Annotated in this window: 18 protein-coding genes and 2 pseudogenes; 8 read left to right on the forward strand and 12 right to left on the reverse strand. The window is 39.0% G+C overall.

The window, feature by feature from the left end:
- The first annotated feature begins 2 nt into the window (after nucleotides 1-2).
- Both F1325_RS18825 and F1325_RS18830 read left to right on the forward strand, forming a co-directional pair.
- Nucleotides 3-1,529 (forward strand): TnsD family Tn7-like transposition protein, encoded by a 1,527-nt coding sequence (locus F1325_RS18825; protein WP_001243518.1) that lies wholly within the window; start codon nucleotides 3-5, stop codon nucleotides 1,527-1,529.
- Nucleotides 1,530-3,146 carry a Tn7-like element transposition protein TnsE gene (locus F1325_RS18830; RefSeq protein WP_000251879.1) on the forward strand — a complete coding sequence of 539 codons (1,617 nt, stop codon included), beginning with the start codon at nucleotides 1,530-1,532 and terminating at the stop codon, nucleotides 3,144-3,146.
- 55 nt (nucleotides 3,147-3,201) lie between these two features.
- Here the strand turns inward: F1325_RS18830 and F1325_RS18835 are convergent.
- The 6 genes and pseudogenes from F1325_RS18835 to dfrA1 all read right to left on the reverse strand — a co-directional run.
- A pseudogene (locus tag F1325_RS18835) lies at nucleotides 3,202-3,354 on the reverse strand (IS256 family transposase); the annotation flags it as partial.
- A 22-nt stretch (nucleotides 3,355-3,376) separates the two neighbouring features.
- Entirely contained in the window at nucleotides 3,377-3,754 is a 378-nt protein-coding gene (locus F1325_RS18840) for a hypothetical protein (protein ID WP_001271300.1), read from the reverse strand.
- Between the two features lie 409 nt (nucleotides 3,755-4,163).
- On the reverse strand, nucleotides 4,164-4,535 hold the full coding sequence (locus tag F1325_RS18845; RefSeq protein ID WP_000119696.1) for a hypothetical protein: 372 nt from the start codon (nucleotides 4,533-4,535) through the stop codon (nucleotides 4,164-4,166).
- Nucleotides 4,536-4,595: 60 nt separating this feature from the next.
- Nucleotides 4,596-5,093, reverse strand: a complete 498-nt coding sequence (locus F1325_RS18850; RefSeq protein WP_001444089.1) for a hypothetical protein — start codon at nucleotides 5,091-5,093, stop codon at nucleotides 4,596-4,598.
- A 68-nt stretch (nucleotides 5,094-5,161) separates the two neighbouring features.
- A complete protein-coding gene (gene sat2 / locus F1325_RS18855) occupies nucleotides 5,162-5,686 on the reverse strand; it encodes a streptothricin N-acetyltransferase Sat2 (RefSeq protein WP_000704156.1) in 525 nt (174 codons plus the stop codon).
- Nucleotides 5,687-5,780: 94 nt separating this feature from the next.
- Nucleotides 5,781-6,254, reverse strand: coding sequence for a trimethoprim-resistant dihydrofolate reductase DfrA1 (gene dfrA1 / locus F1325_RS18860; protein WP_000777554.1), 474 nt, complete (start codon nucleotides 6,252-6,254; stop codon nucleotides 5,781-5,783).
- A gap of 331 nt (nucleotides 6,255-6,585) precedes the next feature.
- Between dfrA1 and intI2 the strand changes: the two are divergent.
- Nucleotides 6,586-7,563: pseudogene (intI2, locus tag F1325_RS19455) on the forward strand (class 2 integron integrase IntI2).
- A 187-nt stretch (nucleotides 7,564-7,750) separates the two neighbouring features.
- Here intI2 and F1325_RS18875 read toward each other — a convergent pair.
- The 3 genes from F1325_RS18875 to F1325_RS18885 all read right to left on the reverse strand — a co-directional run bounded on the left by F1325_RS18875 (nucleotide 7,751) and on the right by F1325_RS18885 (nucleotide 10,004).
- Nucleotides 7,751-7,990 (reverse strand): BrxA family protein, encoded by a 240-nt coding sequence (locus F1325_RS18875; protein ID WP_001353740.1) that lies wholly within the window; start codon nucleotides 7,988-7,990, stop codon nucleotides 7,751-7,753.
- Between the two features lie 661 nt (nucleotides 7,991-8,651).
- Nucleotides 8,652-9,101 carry a DUF411 domain-containing protein gene (locus F1325_RS18880; protein ID WP_109373327.1) on the reverse strand — a complete coding sequence of 150 codons (450 nt, stop codon included), beginning with the start codon at nucleotides 9,099-9,101 and terminating at the stop codon, nucleotides 8,652-8,654.
- 498 nt (nucleotides 9,102-9,599) lie between these two features.
- Entirely contained in the window at nucleotides 9,600-10,004 is a 405-nt protein-coding gene (locus F1325_RS18885) for a YgiW/YdeI family stress tolerance OB fold protein (RefSeq protein ID WP_109373328.1), read from the reverse strand.
- 359 nt (nucleotides 10,005-10,363) lie between these two features.
- Here F1325_RS18885 and satP point away from each other — a divergent pair, with 359 nt between their 5' ends.
- Nucleotides 10,364-10,927: an acetate uptake transporter gene (satP, locus tag F1325_RS18890; RefSeq protein ID WP_072065220.1), complete on the forward strand. Its 564-nt coding sequence runs from the start codon at nucleotides 10,364-10,366 to the stop codon at nucleotides 10,925-10,927.
- Nucleotides 10,928-10,946: 19 nt separating this feature from the next.
- Here the strand turns inward: satP and F1325_RS18895 are convergent, their stop codons facing one another.
- The 3 genes from F1325_RS18895 to F1325_RS18905 form a co-directional block, all read right to left on the reverse strand.
- Nucleotides 10,947-11,531 (reverse strand): rhomboid family intramembrane serine protease, encoded by a 585-nt coding sequence (locus F1325_RS18895; RefSeq protein ID WP_109373329.1) that lies wholly within the window; start codon nucleotides 11,529-11,531, stop codon nucleotides 10,947-10,949.
- A gap of 88 nt (nucleotides 11,532-11,619) precedes the next feature.
- Entirely contained in the window at nucleotides 11,620-12,531 is a 912-nt protein-coding gene (gene nagK, locus F1325_RS18900; RefSeq protein WP_109373330.1) for an N-acetylglucosamine kinase, read from the reverse strand.
- A 158-nt stretch (nucleotides 12,532-12,689) separates the two neighbouring features.
- Nucleotides 12,690-13,241: an NADAR family protein gene (locus F1325_RS18905; protein ID WP_100157808.1), complete on the reverse strand. Its 552-nt coding sequence runs from the start codon at nucleotides 13,239-13,241 to the stop codon at nucleotides 12,690-12,692.
- A 1,367-nt stretch (nucleotides 13,242-14,608) separates the two neighbouring features.
- Between F1325_RS18905 and F1325_RS18910 the strand changes: the two genes are divergently transcribed.
- The 4 genes from F1325_RS18910 (at nucleotide 14,609) to F1325_RS18925 (ending at nucleotide 23,369) form a co-directional block, all read left to right on the forward strand.
- The gene (locus tag F1325_RS18910) at nucleotides 14,609-15,007 is read left to right on the forward strand and encodes a hypothetical protein (protein WP_109373331.1); all 399 of its coding nucleotides are present in this window, start codon (nucleotides 14,609-14,611) and stop codon (nucleotides 15,005-15,007) included.
- A 171-nt stretch (nucleotides 15,008-15,178) separates the two neighbouring features.
- A complete protein-coding gene (gene bcsA / locus F1325_RS18915; protein ID WP_109373332.1) occupies nucleotides 15,179-17,299 on the forward strand; it encodes a UDP-forming cellulose synthase catalytic subunit in 2,121 nt (706 codons plus the stop codon).
- A gap of 2 nt (nucleotides 17,300-17,301) precedes the next feature.
- Nucleotides 17,302-19,653 carry a cellulose biosynthesis cyclic di-GMP-binding regulatory protein BcsB gene (bcsB, locus tag F1325_RS18920; protein WP_160230834.1) on the forward strand — a complete coding sequence of 784 codons (2,352 nt, stop codon included), beginning with the start codon at nucleotides 17,302-17,304 and terminating at the stop codon, nucleotides 19,651-19,653.
- Between the two features lie 14 nt (nucleotides 19,654-19,667).
- Nucleotides 19,668-23,369: a cellulose biosynthesis protein BcsC gene (locus F1325_RS18925; protein ID WP_160230835.1), complete on the forward strand. Its 3,702-nt coding sequence runs from the start codon at nucleotides 19,668-19,670 to the stop codon at nucleotides 23,367-23,369.
- Nucleotides 23,370-23,372 lie beyond the last annotated feature (3 nt).

Genomic DNA, 23,372 nt, shown 5'->3' on the forward strand with positions numbered 1-23,372 from the left:
CCATGAGAAACTTTCCTGTTCCGTACTCGAATGAGCTGATTTATAGCACTATTGCACGGGCAGGCGTTTATCAAGGGATTGTTAGTCCTAAGCAGCTGTTGGATGAGGTGTATGGCAACCGCAAGGTGGTCGCTACCTTAGGTCTGCCCTCGCATTTAGGTGTGATAGCAAGACATCTACATCAAACAGGACGTTACGCTGTTCAGCAGCTTATTTATGAGCATACCTTATTCCCTTTATATGCTCCGTTTGTAGGCAAGGAGCGCCGAGACGAAGCTATTCGGTTAATGGAGTACCAAGCGCAAGGTGCGGTGCATTTAATGCTAGGAGTCGCTGCTTCTAGAGTTAAGAGCGATAACCGCTTTAGATACTGCCCTGATTGCGTTGCTCTTCAGCTAAATAGGTATGGGGAAGCCTTTTGGCAACGAGATTGGTATTTGCCCGCTTTGCCATATTGTCCAAAACACGGTGCTTTAGTCTTCTTTGATAGAGCTGTAGATGATCACCGACATCAATTTTGGGCTTTGGGTCATACTGAGCTGCTTTCAGACTACCCCAAAGACTCCCTATCTCAATTAACAGCACTAGCTGCTTATATAGCCCCTCTGTTAGATGCTCCACGAGCGCAAGAGCTTTCCCCAAGCCTTGAGCAGTGGACGCTGTTTTATCAGCGCTTAGCGCAGGATCTAGGGCTAACCAAAAGCAAGCACATTCGTCATGACTTGGTGGCGGAGAGAGTGAGGCAGACTTTTAGTGATGAGGCACTAGAGAAACTGGATTTAAAGTTGGCAGAGAACAAGGACACGTGTTGGCTGAAAAGTATATTCCGTAAGCATAGAAAAGCCTTTAGTTATTTACAGCATAGTATTGTGTGGCAAGCCTTATTGCCAAAACTAACGGTTATAGAAGCGCTACAGCAGGCAAGTGCTCTTACTGAGCACTCTATAACGACAAGACCTGTTAGCCAGTCTGTGCAACCTAACTCTGAAGATTTATCTGTTAAGCATAAAGACTGGCAGCAACTAGTGCATAAATACCAAGGAATTAAGGCGGCAAGACAGTCTTTAGAGGGTGGGGTGCTATACGCTTGGCTTTACCGACATGACAGGGATTGGCTAGTTCACTGGAATCAACAGCATCAACAAGAGCGTCTGGCACCCGCCCCTAGAGTTGATTGGAACCAAAGAGATCGAATTGCTGTACGACAACTATTAAGAATCATAAAGCGTCTAGATAGTAGCCTTGATCACCCAAGAGCGACATCGAGCTGGCTGTTAAAGCAAACTCCTAACGGAACCTCTCTTGCAAAAAATCTACAGAAACTGCCTTTGGTAGCGCTTTGCTTAAAGCGTTACTCAGAGAGTGTGGAAGATTATCAAATTAGACGGATTAGCCAAGCTTTTATTAAGCTTAAACAGGAAGATGTTGAGCTTAGGCGCTGGCGATTATTAAGAAGTGCAACGTTATCTAAAGAGCGGATAACTGAGGAAGCACAAAGATTCTTGGAAATGGTTTATGGGGAAGAGTGAGTGGTTAGGCTAGCTACATTTAATGACAATGTGCAGGTTGTACATATTGGTCATTTATTCCGTAACTCGGGTCATAAGGAGTGGCGTATTTTTGTTTGGTTTAATCCAATGCAAGAACGGAAATGGACTCGATTTACTCATTTGCCTTTATTAAGTCGAGCTAAGGTGGTTAACAGTACAACAAAGCAAATAAATAAGGCGGATCGTGTGATTGAGTTTGAAGCATCGGATCTTCAACGAGCCAAAATAATCGATTTTCCTAATCTCTCGTCCTTTGCTTCCGTACGCAACAAGGATGGAGCGCAGAGTTCATTTATTTACGAAGCTGAAACACCATATAGCAAGACTCGTTATCACATCCCACAGTTAGAGCTAGCTCGGTCATTATTTTTAATTAACTCCTATTTCTGTCGAAGCTGTTTGAGCAGTACCGCTTTACAGCAAGAGTTCGACGTTCAGTATGAGGTTGAGCGAGATCATTTAGAGATAAGGATCTTACCCAGTTCATCGTTTCCTAAAGGGGCGTTAGAGCAGTCGGCCGTAGTGCAGCTTTTGGTTTGGTTGTTTTCGGATCAAGATGTTATGGATTCGTATGAAAGTATTTTTAGGCACTATCAACAAAATAGAGAAATTAAGAACGGCGTTGAAAGCTGGTGCTTTAGCTTTGACCCTCCGCCCATGCAGGGTTGGAAATTACATGTAAAAGGACGTTCTTCTAACGAGGATAAGGATTATTTAGTTGAGGAAATAGTAGGTTTAGAAATCAACGCTATGCTTCCTAGCACAACAGCTATTAGCCATGCCTCTTTTCAGGAAAAGGAGGCAGGTGATGGTAGTACGCAGCACATAGCGGTTTCAACAGAGTCAGTTGTTGATGATGAGCATCTACAGTTGGACGATGAGGAAACAGCCAATATAGACACAGACACACGAGTCATAGAGGCTGAGCCGACATGGATAAGTTTTAGTAGACCTAGTCGAATTGAAAAATCTCGCAGGGCAAGAAAAAGTAGCCAAACTATTTTAGAAAAAGAAGAAGCAACAACAAGTGAAAATAGTAATTTGGTTAGTACTGATGAGCCACACTTAGGTGGTGTCCTAGCAGCGGCAGATGTGGGTGGGAAGCAGGATGCAACCAATTACAACTCTATTTTTGCTAATCGATTTGCTGCTTTTGATGAGCTACTTTCAATTCTAAAAACTAAATTTGCATGTCGGGTGCTTTTTGAAGAAACCTTGGTTTTGCCAAAAGTTGGGCGTAGCCGATTACATCTGTGTAAAGATGGCTCACCAAGAGTGATTAAAGCCGTTGGGGTGCAACGTAATGGCAGTGAATTTGTATTGCTAGAGGTGGATGCATCGGATGGGGTGAAAATGCTTTCTACCAAAGTGTTGAGTGGCGTTGATAGCGAAACATGGCGGAATGATTTTGAAAAGATACGGCGTGGAGTGGTGAAGAGCTCATTGAATTGGCCAAATAGTTTGTTTGATCAATTATATGGACAAGACGGGCATAGAGGGGTGAATCATCCAAAGGGGTTGGGGGAGCTGCAAGTATCGAGAGAGGATATGGAAGGGTGGGCTGAGAGAGTGGTTAGAGAGCAATTTACGCATTAAAGGAATGACTGAAAGAGCCTGTAAACCCTTTTGTGTAAGTGCTTTTGCCGGTCAGTTAAAGGTGGCCATTTAAACGGTCACCAAATTCGATCATAAAACGGTTCATGGCCGGCTTCCAGTTGCGGATCGGCATCGTCCATTTCTTGGTCGCCGCCTGGATAGCCAGGTACACCACCTTCATCGCTGATTCGTCCGTAGGGAACACCTTGAGTTCATATTAATGGAATTTTCTACAAATAGCCTCCGTGGTTTTGAGGGGGGATTACAGACGATCCATAGTAGTAATCCAATGAGTTCTTGAGCGCGGCGACATGTTTGGACGCCTTGGCAAAAATTAGAGCCTGCTTGAAGTGCAGGCGAGCACGTGCTTGGACGATTGATCCATTCGCGGTCAAAAACTCAATCTTGGATGACAGCGTGTCAGGAAATCCAATATCGAAGTCCCGCCCCGTGTCAAAGTAGGGCATTTCATGATCAAAGGACGAAGCTTCCCAGGCCACTTCCCTAATATTCCAGCCGCTAGAAACAAGATTTCGTACGACTTCATCAACTTTTTTGCTTTCCAACTTGTCACAAAGTGCATAGGCAAGAGCTTTGGCGGCAGACACGTGCGTTTCCTCTTAAACATAGGTCGAACGGATACCCGAGGCAAAGCGGAGCATTAGTCCCAAAGCATCTCCGGTAGATCCGGAGGCTCCATACTGAAGGCATGGCATCTTGGGCATTGATATTTGAAACTTCTCTCTAGATAGCAGGGATTTCTTGGCCTTGCCTCATGCTGATAGCTTGTAAATATCACACGATCCTTAGCCCCACAAAGTGAGCATACTCCGTAGCTTTCATTTATAGAAATCGTCGTTAGATTGTCGCAGCATGTGCACGTTCCGACTATTTGCTCAGGAAGCATCGCCATACCTTGGCCTAGGTAAAGAAGATCAGACTCGTAGCCACATCGGTGGCAACTGAGCTTGTACGCAATGCCCATCTGGTTGTCTCACCTGAATCGTAACGTCAGAGCTATTCATCCATCCATTCGGCATCAATGTATGCCACTAAGCCGACCAGCTGACCGTTTGGACTGAAGTATGTTGCCTGCACCCCACTTGACATCTCATCAATACCACCGCACTGCGCTAGGCGCCGGTCCCACTTGCCCACAGAAGCGTCAGGATCGGCTGAGTTCCCCAAGACCCTTGTGAGCCATGCCTCCTTTAACTCAACCTCTCGAATGATTGCGTCGGCCAGCTCCTCCGCGTTATCTAGTTCGACATAGTCTGGAATTCGGACGTACGTTCTGAACACAGCTGGATACTTACTTGGGCGATTGTCATACATGACATCAACAATGTACCCGTTTGTGTAACCGTCTCTTGGAGGTTCGTATGACACTAGTGGTTCCCCTCAGCTTGCGACTAGATGTTGAGGCCTAACATTTTATTAGAGAGCAGGCTAGTTGCTTAGATACATGATCTTCAGGCCGTTATCTGTCAGGGCAAGCGAAAATTGGCCATTTATGACGACCAATGCCCCGCAGAAGCTCCCATCTTTGCCGCCATAGACGCCGCGCCCCCCTTTTGGGGTGTAGAACATCCTTTTGCCAGATGTGGAAAAGAAGTTCGTTGTCCCATTGTTGGCAATGACGTAGTAGCCGGCGAAAGTGCGAGACCCATTTGCGCTATATATAAGCCTACGATTTCCGTTGCGACTATTGTCGTAATTGGATGAACTATTATCGTAGTTGCTCTCAGAGTTGTCGTAATTTGATGGACTATTGTCGTAATTGCTTATGGAGTTGTCGTAGTTGCTTGGAGAAATGTCGTAGTTGGATGGGGAGTAGTCATAGGGAAGACGAGCTTCATCCACTAAAACAATTGGCAGGTCAGCAAGTGCCTGCCCCGATGCCATCGCAAGTACGAGGCTTAGAACCACCTTCAACAGATCGCGCATAGTCTTCCCCAGCTCTCTAACTCCTGAATTAAGCCGCGCCGCGAAGCGGTGTCGGCTTGAATGAATTGTTAGGCGTCATCCTGTGCTCCCGAGAACCAGTACCAGTACATCGCTGTTTCGTTCGAGACTTGAGGTCTAGTTTTATACGTGAACAGGTCAATGCCGCCGAGAGTAAAGCCACATTTTGCGTACAAATTGCAGGCAGGTACATTGTTCGTTTGTGTCTCTAATCGTATGCCAAGGAGCTGTCTGCTTAGTGCCCACTTTTTCGCAAATTCGATGAGACTGTGCGCGACTCCTTTGCCTCGGTGCGTGTGCGACACAACAATGTGTTCGATAGAGGCTAGATCGTTCCATGTTGAGTTGAGTTCAATCTTCCCGACAAGCTCTTGGTCGATGAATGCGCCATAGCAAGCAGAGTCTTCATCAGAGTCATCATCCGAGATGTAATCCTTCCGGTAGGGGCTCACACTTCTGGTAGATAGTTCAAAGCCTTGGTCGGATAGGTGCACATCGAACACTTCACGAACAATGAAATGGTTCTCAGCATCCAATGTTTCCGCCACCTGCTCAGGGATCACCGAAATCTTCATATGACGCCTAACGCCTGGCACAGCGGATCGCAAACCTGGCGCGGCTTTTGGTACAAAAGGCGTGACAGGTTTGCGAATCCGTTGCTGCCACTTGTTAACCCTTTTGCCAGATTTGGTAACTATAATTTATGTTAGAGGCGAAGTCTTGGGTAAAAACTGGCCTAAAATTGCTGGGGATTTCAGGAAAGTAAACATCACCTTCCGGCTCGATGTCTATTGTAGATATATGTAGTGTATCTACTTGATCGATCAGGCTTTTGTATATCTCCCCACCACCTGAAACAATGACATGATCCGTTATTTTCTTTAGGTTGGTTAAAGCATCTTTAATTGATGGAAAGATCAATACGTTCTCATTGTCAGATGTAAAACTTGAACGTGTTACGACCGCATACTTTCGGTTGGGTAATGCTCCCATTGATTCAAAAGTCTTGCGTCCAACCAACAGCCATTGGTTATAGGTAATAGCTTTAAACAGGAGCTGTTCACCTTTGGCACTCCATGGAATATCAGGGCCATTCCCGATAACTCCATTCTTCGATATAGCTACCATTAGTGATAGTTTCACAATTCTTCCTCAGAGGTTAACATTTTATTAGTAAGCATGCTCGTTTTGTCACCCGCTGATGCTTACCGTTAATTAATATAATCACTTGTATTAAATAGACTTTCTTTAAAAATACAAGACACTCTGTTATTACAAATCGTGCATGCCGTCTATCCTGCTTGCACGATGCACATTATCTCACCCAAAGAACTCATAACATTTTAATTTATTTAGCATTAAATTAAAACTCTACCGGTAAACAAGCATCTCTAGGCGTAAAAAACAGGCACTTTTTTAAATCCCAGCTAGAATAGGCTGTATAGGCAGACAGTTGCAAGACAAGGAGCGTTTTATGTCTAACAGTCCATTTTTAAATTCTATACGCACGGATATGCGACAAAAAGGTTATGCGCTGAAAACTGAAAAAACTTACCTGCACTGGATTAAGCGTTTTATTCTGTTTCACAAAAAACGTCATCCTCAGACCATGGGCAGTGAAGAGGTCAGGCTGTTTTTATCCAGCTTAGCAAACAGCAGACATGTAGCCATAAACACGCAGAAAATCGCTTTAAATGCCCTAGCTTTTTTGTACAACAGGTTTTTACAACAGCCGTTGGGCGATATTGATTATATCCCTGCAAGCAAGCCTAGACGGCTACCCTCTGTTATCTCTGCAAATGAAGTGCAACGCATTTTGCAGGTTATGGATACTCGCAACCAAGTTATTTTTACGCTGCTGTATGGTGCAGGTTTGCGCATTAATGAATGCTTGCGTTTGCGGGTTAAAGATTTTGATTTTGATAATGGCTGCATCACTGTGCATGACGGTAAGGGTGGGAAAAGCAGAAACAGCCTACTGCCCACGCGCCTAATCCCAGCAATAAAATAACTCATTGAGCAAGCGCGGCTTATTCAGCAAGACGACAACTTACAAGGCGTAGGGCCATCGCTGCCTTTTGCTTTAGATCACAAATACCCTTCTGCTTATCGACAAGCGGCGTGGATGTTTGTCTTTCCCTCCAGCACGCTCTGCAACCACCCGTATAACGGCAAATTATGCCGCCATCATCTGCATGACTCCGTTGCGCGAAAGGCATTGAAGGCAGCCGTACAAAAAGCAGGCATCGTTAGCAAGCGTGTCACTTGTCATACATTTCGTCACTCGTTTGCTACGCATCTATTACAAGCGGGGCGTGATATTCGCACTGTGCAAGAACTCTTAGGGCATAACGATGTTAAGACCACGCAAATCTATACGCATGTGTTGGGTCAGCATTTTGCCGGCACCACCAGTCCTGCGGATGGACTGATGCTACTTATCAATCAGTAAAAGTAGATAAATATCTTTATGTAGCCCTGAGTAGCCCCTGATACTTTTTATGGTGAAAAAGATAAACAATCATAGAGGGGATAAATATGAGCCAGTTCTACCATTGTTCAGATAAGTTTAAGCAAGATACTGTCAATCACAGTGACCATTCATGGTCATTACACTTCCTCCAGTTGCCAGACAATGCCTAACATAAAAACGCAAAAGCCCAAAAGTCAGAGCTTAGGTGTTCTAGGCGTTTTCTAAGCGCTGAAGAAATACGTCTTACCGTAGATTGCGTGCGTTTCTGAAGCACATTTTCCTTATACATGGCTTTATCCCAGGCAGCTTCATCAAGCTCTTGGAGTAACAAGCCAGTAATAATGCGACACTCTCGGGTTTGTAGCGAGCCGCTGGTGAGATCGGAGTTATAGCGGAAAGGGGTCATTTGTAATTATTTGTGGGTGGAGGATAGTTAACTTATTATTGTAGTTGGAAGAGGCTGCTTTCCAAACATTAGCACCTCGTAATGCTTGTTACTGTATATTAATTTATGCTCTTAGCGCATGTTAATGGGCTATTACAATGCATAATGTCCACATCAAGATAACTGTGGCTTAACACCTGTACAAGCGAAAAAAATCAATCACCTGTCCGGAAATACGGGATCACTGTAAAGTGTTGGTGAGGCAGTCTAGGAGGGGGATTTAATTTGGGATACTGATGAAAGGATTATGATCAGTTGGATATAGGATCGTACTAAGCTGAGCGGCAGGTTAGCTAGATTAGTTAACCAGATAAGTGAAATCTAGTTCCAAACTATTTTGTCATTTTTAATTTTCGTATTAGCTTACGACGCTACACCCAGTTCCCATCTATTTTGTCACTCTTCCCTAAATAATCCTTAAAAACTCCATTTCCACCCCTCCCAGTTCCCAACTATTTTGTCCGCCCACAATTCTAAAAGAACCAGTCATGCTGTAAAAAGCAGGCTGGTTTTTTTATACCTAGAAAATAAAACTCTGCCCGCAAATCGATAACAGACAGAGGAAAATAGCACAATCGGAGAGATATATTGCTATTAAAACAACACTACAGTAAGAACAAAACTAGTTGTAAGACTTAAACAGGGATTGGTTACCTGATTTATCAAAGGCAATCACTTGGTAAGGCTCTTTGTAATCACCTGCATACATACCTAAACTTCCCGCTGGCATACCTGCAACGGCAATACCTGATTTAGATTTATCTACTAAGTCGATATTTTTTAAACTATCAACGGGGATATGTCCTACTAAATCTTTACCTTGGTAAGTCGCAAAGTGGCAACTTAATAAATTATTGGGTACACCGGCTTGTTGATATTTCTGCATTAACTCTGTCTCTGAAACAATATTCACTTTAACATTGAAGCCTGCTTCTTTTACGCCATCAGCCCATAACGTACAGCATCCACAACTGTCAGTTTTATAAACCTCAACAACATTATGATTAGATGCATAAGCCGTGCTTGTAAAAGCGGAGATTGCAATAATAGAAGGCAGTAATAATTTTTTCATTGTTTATTCCTTTCACTAAATTGATAGATGAAACAATAATCTTTACCCTTACTGGAAGGTCAATTTAATTAAGGTATAAACGCGTAGAGTTTTGTAAAAAAATATTTATAGAAAACAAAGATATAAATAATACTTTGCTTATCCTTTTTTGATGTTTTTCGAGAATATGACTTGATATAAGAAGAAAAAAAGCCTGCATAGCAGGCTTAAAATGGAGAAAACAGGGTAAACGTAGAGTAGTTAGGATGTAAACGACTATGAGGGTATCTCATAAGTTAAATCACCTCTTGCGAAGAGTGTTTGTGCTTTAACTTGGAATAACTATAAACCTAAACTTAACTTGAGGTTAAAGCGGAGAAATTTGTATAAAAGATCCAATTTTATTGATGAAAATAAAATATAGAGAATATAAAAATAAAAAAGCCAATATTTTTCAATATATTGGCTTTAAAATAAATAGGTGTATTTTAAATTTAAAAACAAATTATTTGATGGCGATTATTTGATAATAGTAATTTGTTTTACGTCGATCTCGGTACTTGTCCATTCTTTATCAACTTTACCTTCAATTCTGACGGTATTATCTGGTGTAACTGTTTGTCCACGCCATCTTTTATTGTCGATATCTACATTGATACCGCCTGTGCTGTCTTCAAAAACGTATAGCTCATCACCAATTTTTTTGGTAATTTTACCCGTTAAAATAACCCAAGTGTCATCAGAAAGATCTTTTGCTTTTGCAACAGAGGTTTCGCTAATTGAAGGACCTTTAAATCCTCCTTGATCTGCACTTGATTGAATAGTGCCTTGAGGAGAAACAAAACCACCATTATGAGATGTTGTATTGGCTTGAGATGCAAAGGCCAACGTACTACCAATTAATAATACAAGAATTTTTTTCATATCAAGCTCGCTTTTTGTTTAAAATATAGCTAAGTATAGTACTTATTTTATTTCAACTTCATGTATAAAACAGCATATAAAGGTAAATCTAGGTATTAATATATCAAATGATTGATATTACTATTTTAAAACTAGAGTTATATTTTATAGTGTTGTTTTTTTCAATATAAGCATCTATCACTAAATACATCTTTTCTTTAAGTTAAATCCTCTAGTTATTTCCCCTTTGGATCAGTGTAGACCGTTATTCAAAAATATACCTTGTAGGATCATTGTTTTTAGATGTATTACCTCTTATCATCCAGCGCCTTCAAATTTTTTTTAATTTTCCCCTGTTATTTTTAGAGGTTTTAGGTTTTATGACTAACGAACGCATTGCCAATCCGGGTCCATTAGGTTTAATGGGTTTTGGTATGACAACGATTTTGTTGAACATACATAATGCCGGTTTTTTCCCAGTAGTCTCAGTTATTATGAGTATGGGAATTTTTTATGGTGGGATCGCACAAGTTATTGCTGGAATTTTTGAGTTCAAAAAAGGCAATACTTTTGGAGCCACTGCATTTACCTCTTACGGCTTCTTTTGGGTAACATTAGTAGGTATTTGGTTATTACCCGTGATGGGCTTAAGTGAACCCACAACACCTCTCTTTTTGGGTGTGTTTTTAGCGTTATGGGGAATTTTTACTTTTTTCATGTTTATTGGCACGTTAAAAGCCAATAGAGCACTCCAGTTTGTCTTTTTAAGTCTGACTATTTTATTTGCATTACTGGCGATAGGAAATATCACAGGTAATGCACTGATTTTAAAAATTGCAGGTTTTGAAGGTATTATTTGTGGTGCCAGTGCTTTTTATCTTGCAATGGCTGAAGTATTAAATGAGATGTATGGCAGAACAATACTGCCAATTGGTCACAAGTAACCGCTTTATACAGAAGTGGCTATTTAGCCACTTCTACTACTTGGCTTTTACGGCGTATTAATTTTCTTGCACACCATGCGTAAAGTAACCCTGCAACGACACCTGAAATATGTGATTCTGTTGATACACCTAATTGTCCCGGAATTAAGCCATAGGCCATTGATCCATAATAGAATAGAACAAAGAGTGCAATTACAATATCGATAATTTTATGTCGAGTAAAAGCGTGAGCAATAAGTAAAGACCATAACCCAAAAATCCACCCACTTGCACCAACGTGAATAGCATTTCGTCCAAAAATCCAAACTAATAAACCACTTACGATAATAATAAATATACTGGATAGCACATATTCTCGTAGAGATTGTGTCATGGATAAAAAGCTAAGAATAAGAAGCGGGAGTAGATTACTAAATAGATGGGACCAAGATCCATGAATGAAAGGTGCGATAAAAATACCAATTAAACCTTCACCCGTTCTTGGAACAATACCCCATTGAAAAAGAGATATGGGTAATAGTGAGTTAATAAGTTGAAGTAAGACTAATATGAGAGTTAACCCACCAAGAAAGGTGAGCCTTTTTTTAAACCAAACCTTATCCATAACGTAGCCTTAATAATGTAATGACGTTGATAAAACGCTATAAATAGAAGAGCCTCTAATAAAAAGAAGAAAGGCTCTTTTTTATTTATTAGTCTAATAAATTAAGGCAAGCAGCTCCGCGAGCGCCACCTGCATCACCATGACGTGCTTTTTCTATTGCTGGAATTTGTGCATTTCCATAGACACAGTGTGAGAGATATTCAGGTAATTGGTCATACAGTGCATTAAATTGCGATAATCCACCACCAATAACAATTAAATGTGGATCAAGTACAGTAAGAATATTACTTAGATAAATCGCTAACACTTTCATATAACGATCAACGTGCTCTTCTGTTTTCTTATCTCCAGCATAGTATTGCTCAACAATATCAACGGCTCTTTTGGGAGTATGATTGAATGCCTTATACATACGTTCAAAACCACGACCAGATAAATAAGTTTCAAAACACGCTTTTTTACCACAACCGCAGATGATTTTTGGCATTGTTTCGCCAATCACGTTATCTGCATCCACATTCAGATTCATATGACCGATTTCACCAGCAATCCCATTCTTGCCAGATAATACTTTGCCATCAATAACAAAACCGCCACCAACACCTGTGCCTAAAATAAGTCCAAGTACAGAAGGATGATGACGAAATTCGGGATCCCATGCTTCCGATAAGGCAAAGCAGTTAGCATCATTTTCAACTTTAACCGGTCTATTGAGTATATGTGCAAGATCATGAACCATTGGCTTGTATTTAGCAGCTGGAACATTAGTGGTAAATACCGTTCCTTCTTTTGCATTCACAATACCAGGAACACCAACTCCTACTTTTCCTTTACACCCTAATTCAATGTCAGCTTCTAAGGTCAGTTCCTTAAAAACATTCAATAACGCCTGATAATCATTTTTAGGTGTAGGAACACGTTTTTGCCATACTTGAGTCAGCTCTTTATCAAAAACGGCAAGCTCAATTTTTGTGCCGCCCATATCAAAACCATAATACATATCAGTCTCTTAATTATTCTGTAAATATTATTTATAGCAACGACAAGGTTGTCGTTACGTGGCCATTTCTATTTCAGTCAATACTTAAGTTATCTCTACTGCTTATATACACTAGGTTAAAGAAGCACAGTGATTGGTGACAGTTGAGTTTTCTTTATCTATTGATTACTACTTTCAATCAAAACACTACGTACTTTCATTAGAGCAAAGCCTAATAAATTTAATCCATTCCAAAGAAGAGGATTGTTAATCTCATTGTCTTGCTCACTTAAACCGACTCCCCATATTTTATCAACGGGGCTTGCCTCAACAAGCACACGATTGCCTGTTGAAATCAGAAATTTACCGAGTTCTTCATTTTGGGAAAACTTAGCGATATTGGCACGAATAACAATATCCATACGGTGTTGTTCCCAAATACCTTGGTCAAATCCTTTGACTTCTCTGCCTAATGCTTTTGCAGAGCCTGGGTTAGATGCAGTAATAATGCGCTTTCTGACTTCTATATCATTAAATAGCTTTGCTTTTTCAGCCATCATATAGTGCTCAGCGCTGGCATAACGCACATCATCTAATATAAAAGGTGCTGGATACCATTGGCTAAAGCAACTTTTTGCGATGTCATTACCTTTACTTTTGTGTCCCCAAAAGTAGATGTACTTTATTTTCTTTCCTGCACGAAATTCTTTTTTTAATTGTTCTAAATCCATCTTTTTTCCCGTTATGTTGAATACTCCTAATTCACTTAATAAAGATAGCATAGAAGTAAAGAAGGATAGAGAGCCTTTTTGCTATTCTGCTTATAGGTGAAGCGATTCCGCTATTTTCAAATTATTCTTATTAAATTAATCTTAATTAGATTTGTTTTTACTGAATGATAAAAAAAATAGCGCTTAGATTACTAGGATTACTCTTAAAAAAATAGAAATAAAGAGTTTCTTTATTTCTATAATCACACAAAAAGATAATCTTAAAACGATACTACTTACTTGGTATAAAGATGTAGTTAATTAAGTATTTTTAATATAAAAAAGTACATTTATCGGTATTTATACTAATTGTTGGTATTTGTAACTAATAAAATAGATATTATGTAATTAATTTAATAACTTAGGTTAGTTGAGATACTTGTTTTCATTGTTACATTTATTATTTGAACTAAATCACGCTTGTGTATTTGTTAAGCTAAATTAACAATATCATTTTATAGATAAAATATTACTTAAGTTAATTATTCTGGAGTACAGGTTATTCTTAGCGGTATTTACTATAAGTAAATAATAAAACTAATCATAGATTGATAATCTACTTTTGTCTTTTATTTTGATGTTTTTTTCTAAAACTTAACCAATACTGATGTGTTTTATTTTTTATTAATAAAATAGAACGATCGTAATATGATAAAAAGCAATAAACACACTTTTTAGGTGTAAAAAAGGAGCCTATTTTGATGATGATCAATATGAATAAATAATCATTTCTATTTTTATTTATTATTTTTTTAGTCTTTTTTGGAATAGAAAAAAGAGGATTTATTAAAATTGATCTTGATTGGCTCTTTGCTTTTTAGAAGAAATAATATCAATAAATAATTATTTTAGAATTTTATTTTTATAAAATTTATACAAATTGTTATTAATTAACTCTAGTTATTATCTGGTTTTTAAACCTGTTTTTTTAGGTAAAAAAGACGCTATTTTTGATAGTAATAATAAATATGAAATTAAGTAAAAGTACCCATTTTTATAAAGTGAAAATGAGTGGCGTTTTACTTTTTACACTTTTTTTGATGTTGTCTTTTTCATTAAAATAATTATACAATTTAATTTAAATAATCATTACTCCTAATTGGATGATGCTTATTTGTAATTAAATAAATTAGTATTTATAAGATTATTTTACCCTACATAGTTGATGTTCATTAATTGATGATTTAATGAGAGTTTAAATATGAATTTATAGAGATATATTTTTAACTTATTGTGAAAATTATCTATAAGGTTCTCTCCTCCTTATTTTGGATGAGCATCAAATTATTGAACAAGGTTTAGAGTACTGTTATTAAAGGGGCCACACTATGTATGATGATATTAGTAACCTAAAAGATAAGTTTCAGGAAGATGCCTTTGCTTTTCAAGAGTTTTCTTCCTCTAAAATACAAGATGTTGATAATAAAATAGAACCAGTAGTTATAAATAAAGAAGATAATAATAAAATTAGTAATTTAAGTAATAATACGTTTTCTGAAACTTCACTTATAGTGAAAAACGAACCAAAACAGCCTGTTACTTCATCGTCTATCCCTTCTTATCACCAGGATGCTTTAGTTGTTAAAGCAAAGAAAGACAATTTAATTAAGAGTAAGCAAAATTTGTTAGCAGATAATAAAATATTTGATAGCAAAGAAACTGATAGAGTTCATGCTCATGAAAATATATCACTAAAAGATATATTGTCATTTATTGCCTCTATCTAATCTGAATAAGCAAAACTCTTTGTGTAAATAAATAATATTGACTGGTGTCAATCTTTAGCCATTGTTATTTTATTTTTTAAGATAGGTTTATTTCTTTTCGATATTTATTAATGTCGATAGGGTGCCTTTGTCTTAAGAAAAGATCTATGGCGATGACAAAGGTATGGGTTTATGAATAAAATATTTAAAACATTAATTACGGCTTTTTTATTGATAACAATGTTTTCACTCATTGTTATGCCAATGAGCGCCGAACAACAATATATATTCGGTCTTATCAATATATTGCTGTTATTTGTTATCGGTTTTAAAAAATCAAAAAAACGATTATTAACAATGGTTTTTATTTCATTGTTGATGTCAACGCGTTATCTCTACTGGCGTGCAACAAATACCTTAAATTTTAATACAACTATCGAGGCTGTTTTAGGTAGTGGTTTATTTATGGCTGAAATTTACTCTTGGATAATATTAGTCCTAGGTTATTTCCAAACGTCATGGCCATTAAATAGAAAAATAGCACCTTTACCTAAAGATATTTCTCAATGGCCTACTGTTGATATTTATATTCCAACATATAACGAAAGCTTGGATGTTGTACGTGATACAGTCCTTGCTGCACAAGCTATCGATTATCCACAAGATAAAATGAAAGTTTATATATTGGATGATGGTAGTCGTGAAGAATTTAAACAATTCGCTGGTGATGTTGGTGTAACTTACATTGAACGTGAAGTTCATGATCACGCTAAAGCAGGTAACTTAAATCATGCGATGGGATTAACAGACGGTGAGCTAATCTGCGTTTTTGACTGTGACCATATTTCCACGCGTATTTTCTTGCAAGCAACAGTAGGAAGCTTCCTTGAAGATCCAAAATTAGCGTTGATCCAAACACCACACTATTTCTACTCGCCAGACCCATTTGAACGAAATTTAAGTGCGGCTAAAGATGCACCGCATGAAGGCGCACTTTTCTATGGTCCTGTTCAACGTGGTAATGATAACTGGAATGCGACATTCTTCTGTGGTTCATGTGCTGTTATGCGTCGCAGTGCTCTTGAAGAAATTGGTGGTATTGCTGTTGAAACGGTAACCGAAGATGCACACACTGCGCTTAAATTACAACGCTTAGGTTGGAATTCTGCATTTATTGATATTCCTTTAGCCGCAGGTCTTGCAACAGAACGTTTAGCATTACACGTTAACCAGCGTATTCGTTGGGCTAGAGGAATGACACAGATATTCCGTGTTGATAATCCAATGTTGGGTCGTGGTTTAACATTTCCTCAGCGTTTATGTTATCTCAATGCCATGCTCCACTTTCAGTACGGTTTGCCTCGTATCATCTTCTTGACTGCGCCGTTACTGTTTATGTTATTTAACCTTAATATTATCGCTTCATCCGCAAGCATGATATTTGCCTATGCATTACCACACTTAATCATGTCGGTTTATGTAAACTCGAAAAATATCGGTAAATACCGTTACTCTTTTTGGGGTGAAATTTATGAAACCGTCATGGCATTTAGTTTGGTACTCCCTACTTTACTGAGTTTAGTTTCACCAAAATTAGGTAAATTTAACGTAACAGATAAAGGTGACTTGCTTGATAAAAGCTATATGGATTACCTCACTGTACGTCCATTAATTATCACTGCACTTCTTCTTATCATCGGGATTTCATGGGTTGTTGTCCGTTACCTATTAAATGACTTCCAAGGTATTGACCCGCTGGTTATTGTTTTAAACCTTGCTTGGGCGACATACAGTTTATTTATCATTCTTGCCTCTATCGCAGTAGGTAAAGAGACGCGACAAATTCGTAAAAATACTCGAATCAATGCATCTTTACCGATTACGTTACATTTTGATGATGGCGCTGAATTAACAACTACCACAGAAGATATTTCAATGGGTGGCGTTCGCATTGCTGTAAATAAAATGTCTGAATTTCGCCAACGTAATGTCACTTCAATCACCCTGAATGTACAACGAGATGAAGTTACCGTTCCTGTTGATATGGTGAGTTTAGAAAGCAATCAACTACGTCTTGAATTCTTACCTATTGATTTAAATCTTCGTCGTAAATTGGTGCGCATTGTCTTTGGCCGTGCTGATGCATGGATCCATCAAGCAGATTATAAAGACAAGCCATTTAAAGAATTGGCCGGTATTACACGTTGTATTTTCGAACTGTTCTTTGGTCGTCGCCAAAAAGTGAAAGCGCCAGCAATAAGAACGAAAGCAAAAGCTTCACTCTCTGTGCAATCTATTAACGGGGATGACTAAGCATGAAAAAGAAACTGACATTAATGCTAAGCCTGACGGCGATAGCGATCGCAAGTATTAATCTTTCTCAAGCAGATACTGGAATGTTAGAGCTAGGAGGGGAGCTTTTACCTGATCCGACTGCTTATACACATTCGCCAGTGCAACAAAATACGAATAACCCGATCCAACTTGAAGATGGCGTATTGTCTGAAGCGCGTAATATTGAAGAGCAATTAACTTTGGCACAAATGGGAAGTCCATCGCCTATCGTGCTATCAGGAAGAAGATTACTTTCTGGTGTGACTTTTAATATGGCGAACGATTTATTTATTGATAACGCCACATTAACGATGAAAGTGAAAGCGTCTCAAGGATTAATTCAATCTGATCAAACACTTCACTTAATGCTAAATGGTCAACCTATGGGATTTTTACCTTTAGAAGAAGGTGGGCAAGAGCATGAATATGTTTTAGAAATTCCTGAAATGATGTTGACGAATGTGAATAATCTCAGCTTTCGTTTAGCCAATCGTGATGCATTGGATGAAAGCCAATGTATTCCTCCACTGGCTGAAGGATTAAGTCTGGTTATTTCACCAGATTCATCATTAGATTATCGAGGTCGCTGGATTAATGGCGGGTATAGTCTGGAACGATTGCCCCTACCGTTCTTTGATCCTGACAGAATGACAGCGACCTCGTTACCTATCATATTGTCAGATAAACCTGACCATGCAGAGGTAACAACAGCAGCCATTGCTGCATCATGGTTTGGCAGTTTTAGCCATGATATTAAGCAAGTTGATTTACCGGTTTTAATGAATCAGTTACCTGAAAGTGATGGTATTTTAGTTGGCTATTCAGGGCAGACTATTGCGGGTATTACATTACCTTCAGGAAATAGTGGGCAATTAACCATTGTTGATAATCCAGTCGATCCTGTTTTCAAATTATTACTGATCAGCGGTGATAATGAGAAATCTCTTCGCCAAGCTGTATGGGCATTAAACAACGGTAAATTGCCACAAAACGATCATTTAGTGGTGCCTTCTCAAACGCTTGCAATGAGTGCGGATTACGATGCACCTCGTTGGTTAAATACCAATAAACCTGTTTCGTTAAGTCAAATTGCCAATGGTAGTGATGATTTCTCACGCCAAGGCATTAACCATGCACCAAATCAGTTTTCGTTTCGTGTCTCTCCCGATCTCTTTTGGTGGGATGGTGATGCACTGCCTTTAGATTTGAAATATGTTTTCCCTCATTCGGATAAACTAAATAGTCGTCGTTCTTCATTAATTGTCTCTTTGAATAACCAATTCTTAGGTGCATTGTATCCGGCGCGTTCAGAACCTTTAGGTATGTTAAGACAATGGCTGGGAATGGAGAGCGAACAGCAAAATAGCACGCTCTATTTAAACCCTCGTCAAATTTATAGTCAGAATCAATTACAGTTTTATTTTGATTTACGTGAGCCTGATGATTCTCCGTGTATTTTAACGGATGGCAGTAGCTTAATTAGCCAAATTGATCCGCAATCAACACTGCAATTTAAAAATACTTGGCACTACTCAAGAATGCCGAACTTGGCTTATTTTTCAGGAGCGTCATTCCCATTTAGTCGCCGTGCGGATTTTTCACAAACCACACTGCTATTACCTGAAAATCCAACAATAGAAGAGCTTTATACCTTAGTGAACTTAATGGCGAGATCAGGTTATGCCACAGGTACACCAGTTTCTCATGCTTCGGTTTTCTTAGGTGCTAAAGAGCTCGAGAAAAATAACCTCTCTCAACACGATGTGCTAGCGATTGGCTCATTAAATAGTGAGGGATTTTTACCCGCTCGTTTTTCACAACAAACGTTCTCATTTTTAAATAAAAACGTCGAAATAAAACCTCAATCATTGATTGATAAGGCAAAAGGTTGGATTGCTGGCGATTATTTCTCTCAAAGTGGTGATGCTGCAAGTTACTTATCTTCAGTGAAAGATTGGCGTGGCATGATGAGTTTTATCTCACCTTGGGCAAGCGACAGAGTAGTCGTATTGGTTACAGCTAAAGGAAATGATTCGATAAAAACCATTATCAATGACTTAAATTTAGCCCAAATAAATGCGGCTATTAAAGGCGACATTACTCTTATTAGTGGTAAAGACACCGTAAAAAGTTTCCATTTAGGTGAACACTTTTCGCAAGGCGACTTACCTTTCTTACAACAATTCCTTTGGTATAGCTCTAGACACGTATATTTGCTGGGTCTTTTAGCTGTTGGTTTTTGTGCGTTGACGGGCTTCGTGACTTATTACTGGTTACAACGTCGTTCAACTCGTCGTTTACATCAGATATCACAGCATCGTTCAGACAAATAAAGGGGGGATATAAGATGAAAAATCACGCACTTAATATCATCGTTAAAGTCATCTATGCAGGTTGTATTCTAGGGGCATCAAGCCAAGTACAAGCAACCGCAGTTGAGGCAAATACAACAGCAATTGATCCAAATATTGTTAGTTCTCTTATTGAGCAAGCTAATTATTGGCACGGTAGAGCACACGATGAACGTGCAGTAGAAGCACTGCAAAAAGTACTGATTATGGAAAGCAATAATCAGGACGCGCTGTATTTAATGGCATTCTTTACTGCGCAACAAGGTAATGAAAAACAAGCAACATATTGGCGAGAAAAACTTGCGCAAATTGCACCGCAAGATCCACGAATTGAAGGATTAAAAAATATCCGATCATCACAATTTAGTGAACAACAATTAGGATATGCCAGAGAGTTAGCGAAAAAAGGGCAACATGAAGAAGCAATAAAAGCGTATCAACGTTTATTTGTTAGTAGTGAGCCACCTGAAACACTAGCGTTAGAATATTATCAAACCATGGCGGGTGTACCCGCAATGTTGCCTCAAGCTATTACGGGATTAAAACAACGTGCTGCATTAATGCCTGATAATAAAGAAACGCAAAAAGCATTAGGATTAACGCTAACTTATAACGAAGAGACTCGCCGTGAAGGTATAACTATTTTAGGTAATATCTCGGGTGATGAATCAGCCAAAAAAGGTATGCGTCAAGCACTGTTATGGCTGAATGTTCGTCCTGATGATGAAGTGTTATATAAGACTTATTTGCAAGCAAACCCGAACGATAAAGCGGTTGCAGAGCATTTCCAAGGTGCTATTCAAGGTAATGCACGCCAAGCAGGTTATACCGCATTAAATAAAGGTAAATTGAAAGAAGCCGAAGGTTATTTCAAACAAGCTTTAGTGGCAGATAACAATGATGCGCAAGCCTTAGCGGGGTTAGGTTATATCGCATTACGCTCAGGTGATTTAACCACAGGTCAGCGTTTATTAAACCAAGCTGCACAATCAGGTGGAGAACAAGGCAGTAAATGGAAGCAACAAGCGGAAGATGCGGGTTTTTATGCGCAATTACGCAGTGCACAACAACGCGCTAAACAAGGGAATATTCAACAAGCTCTCGATCAATTAGCCCCATTAGCGGGTGCTTCAGGTGAAAAAGGGTTGTCTGCCAACTTATTACAAGCTGACTTATTACGTAAGCAAGGTAATTTACCCGCTGCTCACCAATTGCTGTCAGGGCTTTATCAGCAAAATAGCCATAATGAGAAAGTGATTTCTGCTTATTACTATTTATTAGTTCAGGAAGGGCAGAATACAAAAGCAGAACAATTACTGGCTCAACAATCAGCCTCTTTGCGTCAAAAACTTACTGCGAATACAGATCCTTCTGAGAAATTACGCCGTGACGCGCAAAAAGCGTTAGAAAATGGTGATCGTGTCCAAGCAAGACAATTGCTTTTACAAGCTCAGCGTAAAAACCCGCAAAATAACTGGGTTTACCTCGATTTAGCACGCTTAATGGCCGCTGATGGTGACAGTGCTGGCGCAAAAAATATTATCTCACAGCTACAAAACCGTAGAACAAGAGACTCTGATTATGTGATATCTCTGTTTTATGTTGAGCAAAAAGAGTGGGATAAAGTTTTTAACTTACTCAGTAGCCATAATCAACAAACTGAAGCTGAAAAAGAGTTATTACAGCGTGCTCGTTTTCATCGCCAGCTTGCGCAAGCTGATCATTATCGTCAGGCAGGAAACCTTGTTGCAATGCGTAATATTTTACGTCCATTAATTAATCAAGTGGCTGATTATCCAAATGATGTGGGTGAATTGGCTGAAAAATTAGTTAATAGTGGATTAAATGATGAAGCGTTGAAATTGGTTGAAAGTGATATTGCAAAAGGCACTAAAGGTTCAGTAGGTAACTACGCTGGTCATATCAACGTTCTCAATGAGTTAGGTCATTATACACAGGCATCTAGCTTGATTAATGATCCTGCTTTACAGCAAGAAACACCGATTGTTGAGAAGAAACGTTTAGAAGTTGCCACTAAAGTTGCGCAAGCAGATAGCCTACGTGAAAAAGGCGAAATTAAAGCCGCTTACGACACGTTAGTGGTTGCTTTAAAAACATCACCGAATGATCCCGATTTATTAATGGCATTAAGTCGTGTTTATTTAGCGCAATCAATGCCTGAACAATCAAACAGAATTCTTTCTTATTTAGAAAAAGAGCAAGGAAAAGATAGCAAATTAATTCAAGCTCAAATCGAAGTGGCATTAGCACAAAAAGATGGAAGAAAAGCACAACAATTATTGCAGCAAATTCCTTCATCTTCACAACCTGCTTATTTATTACAAGCTGCGCAAATTGCGCAATTAAATGGTGAGAATCGCAAAGCATTAACGTTACTACGTAGCGCGCAATGGCAAAACAGTGATAGCACATTAAAAACCTCTGCGGGTCAATTAAACGCATTAGGAGGAAGTGATAATCCTGTTATTACGGGTTCTATCTATGAACGTAAAGAGATGGCATCGATTCAACGTTCTATTCGTGAACTTGAAGAAAAAGTTTCACCTTGGGTACAAGGTGGTGTTTCTGTTCGTCATCGTAATGGTGATAAAGGGTTATCTAACGTCACTGAAATTTCAGCGCCAATCAGTATTTCGAGTGTGCCTGGTGAAGAGTTCCGTTGGGAATTTAGTGTTAACCCTGTTTCGATGACAAGTGGTTCGGTTTCAGGAGAAAGAGCTAACCGCTTTGGTTCTGGTCAGCTTCAACATGCTGAACGCTTTGCTAAAAATAGTGATAACCATGATGAGAAAAACAAAATTAATGCCGATGAAGCCGGTAGTCAACGTGCTTCTGGTGTTGAATTAGGGCTGCGTTTATCGGACAAGGATGTCAGCTTTGATGTGGGCTCAACACCATTAGGTAAAGATACGGCAACGGTTGTCGGTGGTATCACATATTCACCTCAAATTAGCCAAAATGGGCAATTAACACTGACAGCAGAGCGCAGAGCCATAAAAGATAGTCTACTTTCTTATATGGGGCGTACTGATCCAATGACAGGCGAAAGTTGGGGCCGTGTAACACGTAACGGCGCTAAAGTTCAATATGCTTGGGATGATGGAAAAATTGGGGCTTATGCTGGTGGTGGTTTCTATAACTACGAAGGTAAGAGTGTTGCGAGTAATGATGAAGTGAAAGCGTGGATTGGCTCTTATGCTAAGTTCTATAAAGATGATCAACAAGAAGTAAAAGCAGGTGTGCATGTTGATTATATGAACTTCAGAAATAACCAAAACTACTTCTCATTAGGGCACGGTGGTTACTTTAGTCCACAAGATTATGTGTCTGTTTCATTACCTGTTGCTTATACCCGTCGTTTTGAAAAAGGTGAAGTTTCATTAAATGGTGCTATAGGGATACAAAGTTACAAACAAAAAGGCAGTGATTACTTCCCAACGCATGGTTATATGCAAAATGCATTAAATAAACAGAATGCGAGCGATCCTCGTATTAAATCTCAGTACGAAGAACAAGACGAAACGAATATTACTTATAGATTAGGTTTAGACGCGAAATATTATTTAAACAAAGAAACCGAGTTAGGTGTCAGCTTATCGCATGATACATCGGGTGATTATGCTGAAGATAATATGTGGTTATACTTAAAATATACCCCAGACTTCCTGTCTAAATAATTA

The organism is Proteus columbae (assembly GCF_009914335.1).
Classification (GTDB): Bacteria; Pseudomonadota; Gammaproteobacteria; order Enterobacterales; family Enterobacteriaceae; genus Proteus.

Bases quoted from the DNA above. Each gene is read 5' to 3' on its own strand.
- F1325_RS18825 (WP_001243518.1), top strand. From the start codon at position 3: ATGAGAAACTTTCCTGTTCCGTACTCGAATGAGCTGATTTATAGCACT.
- F1325_RS18850 (WP_001444089.1), bottom strand. From the start codon at position 5,093: ATGCGCGATCTGTTGAAGGTGGTTCTAAGCCTCGTACTTGCGATGGCA.
- sat2 (WP_000704156.1), bottom strand. From the start codon at position 5,686: ATGAAGATTTCGGTGATCCCTGAGCAGGTGGCGGAAACATTGGATGCT.
- F1325_RS18875 (WP_001353740.1), bottom strand. From the start codon at position 7,990: ATGACCCCTTTCCGCTATAACTCCGATCTCACCAGCGGCTCGCTACAA.
- F1325_RS18880 (WP_109373327.1), bottom strand. From the start codon at position 9,101: ATGAAAAAATTATTACTGCCTTCTATTATTGCAATCTCCGCTTTTACA.
- F1325_RS18885 (WP_109373328.1), bottom strand. From the start codon at position 10,004: ATGAAAAAAATTCTTGTATTATTAATTGGTAGTACGTTGGCCTTTGCA.
- satP (WP_072065220.1), top strand. From the start codon at position 10,364: ATGACTAACGAACGCATTGCCAATCCGGGTCCATTAGGTTTAATGGGT.
- F1325_RS18895 (WP_109373329.1), bottom strand. From the start codon at position 11,531: ATGGATAAGGTTTGGTTTAAAAAAAGGCTCACCTTTCTTGGTGGGTTA.
- nagK (WP_109373330.1), bottom strand. From the start codon at position 12,531: ATGTATTATGGTTTTGATATGGGCGGCACAAAAATTGAGCTTGCCGTT.
- F1325_RS18905 (WP_100157808.1), bottom strand. From the start codon at position 13,241: ATGGATTTAGAACAATTAAAAAAAGAATTTCGTGCAGGAAAGAAAATA.
- F1325_RS18910 (WP_109373331.1), top strand. From the start codon at position 14,609: ATGTATGATGATATTAGTAACCTAAAAGATAAGTTTCAGGAAGATGCC.
- bcsA (WP_109373332.1), top strand. From the start codon at position 15,179: ATGAATAAAATATTTAAAACATTAATTACGGCTTTTTTATTGATAACA.
- bcsB (WP_160230834.1), top strand. From the start codon at position 17,302: ATGAAAAAGAAACTGACATTAATGCTAAGCCTGACGGCGATAGCGATC.
- F1325_RS18925 (WP_160230835.1), top strand. From the start codon at position 19,668: ATGAAAAATCACGCACTTAATATCATCGTTAAAGTCATCTATGCAGGT.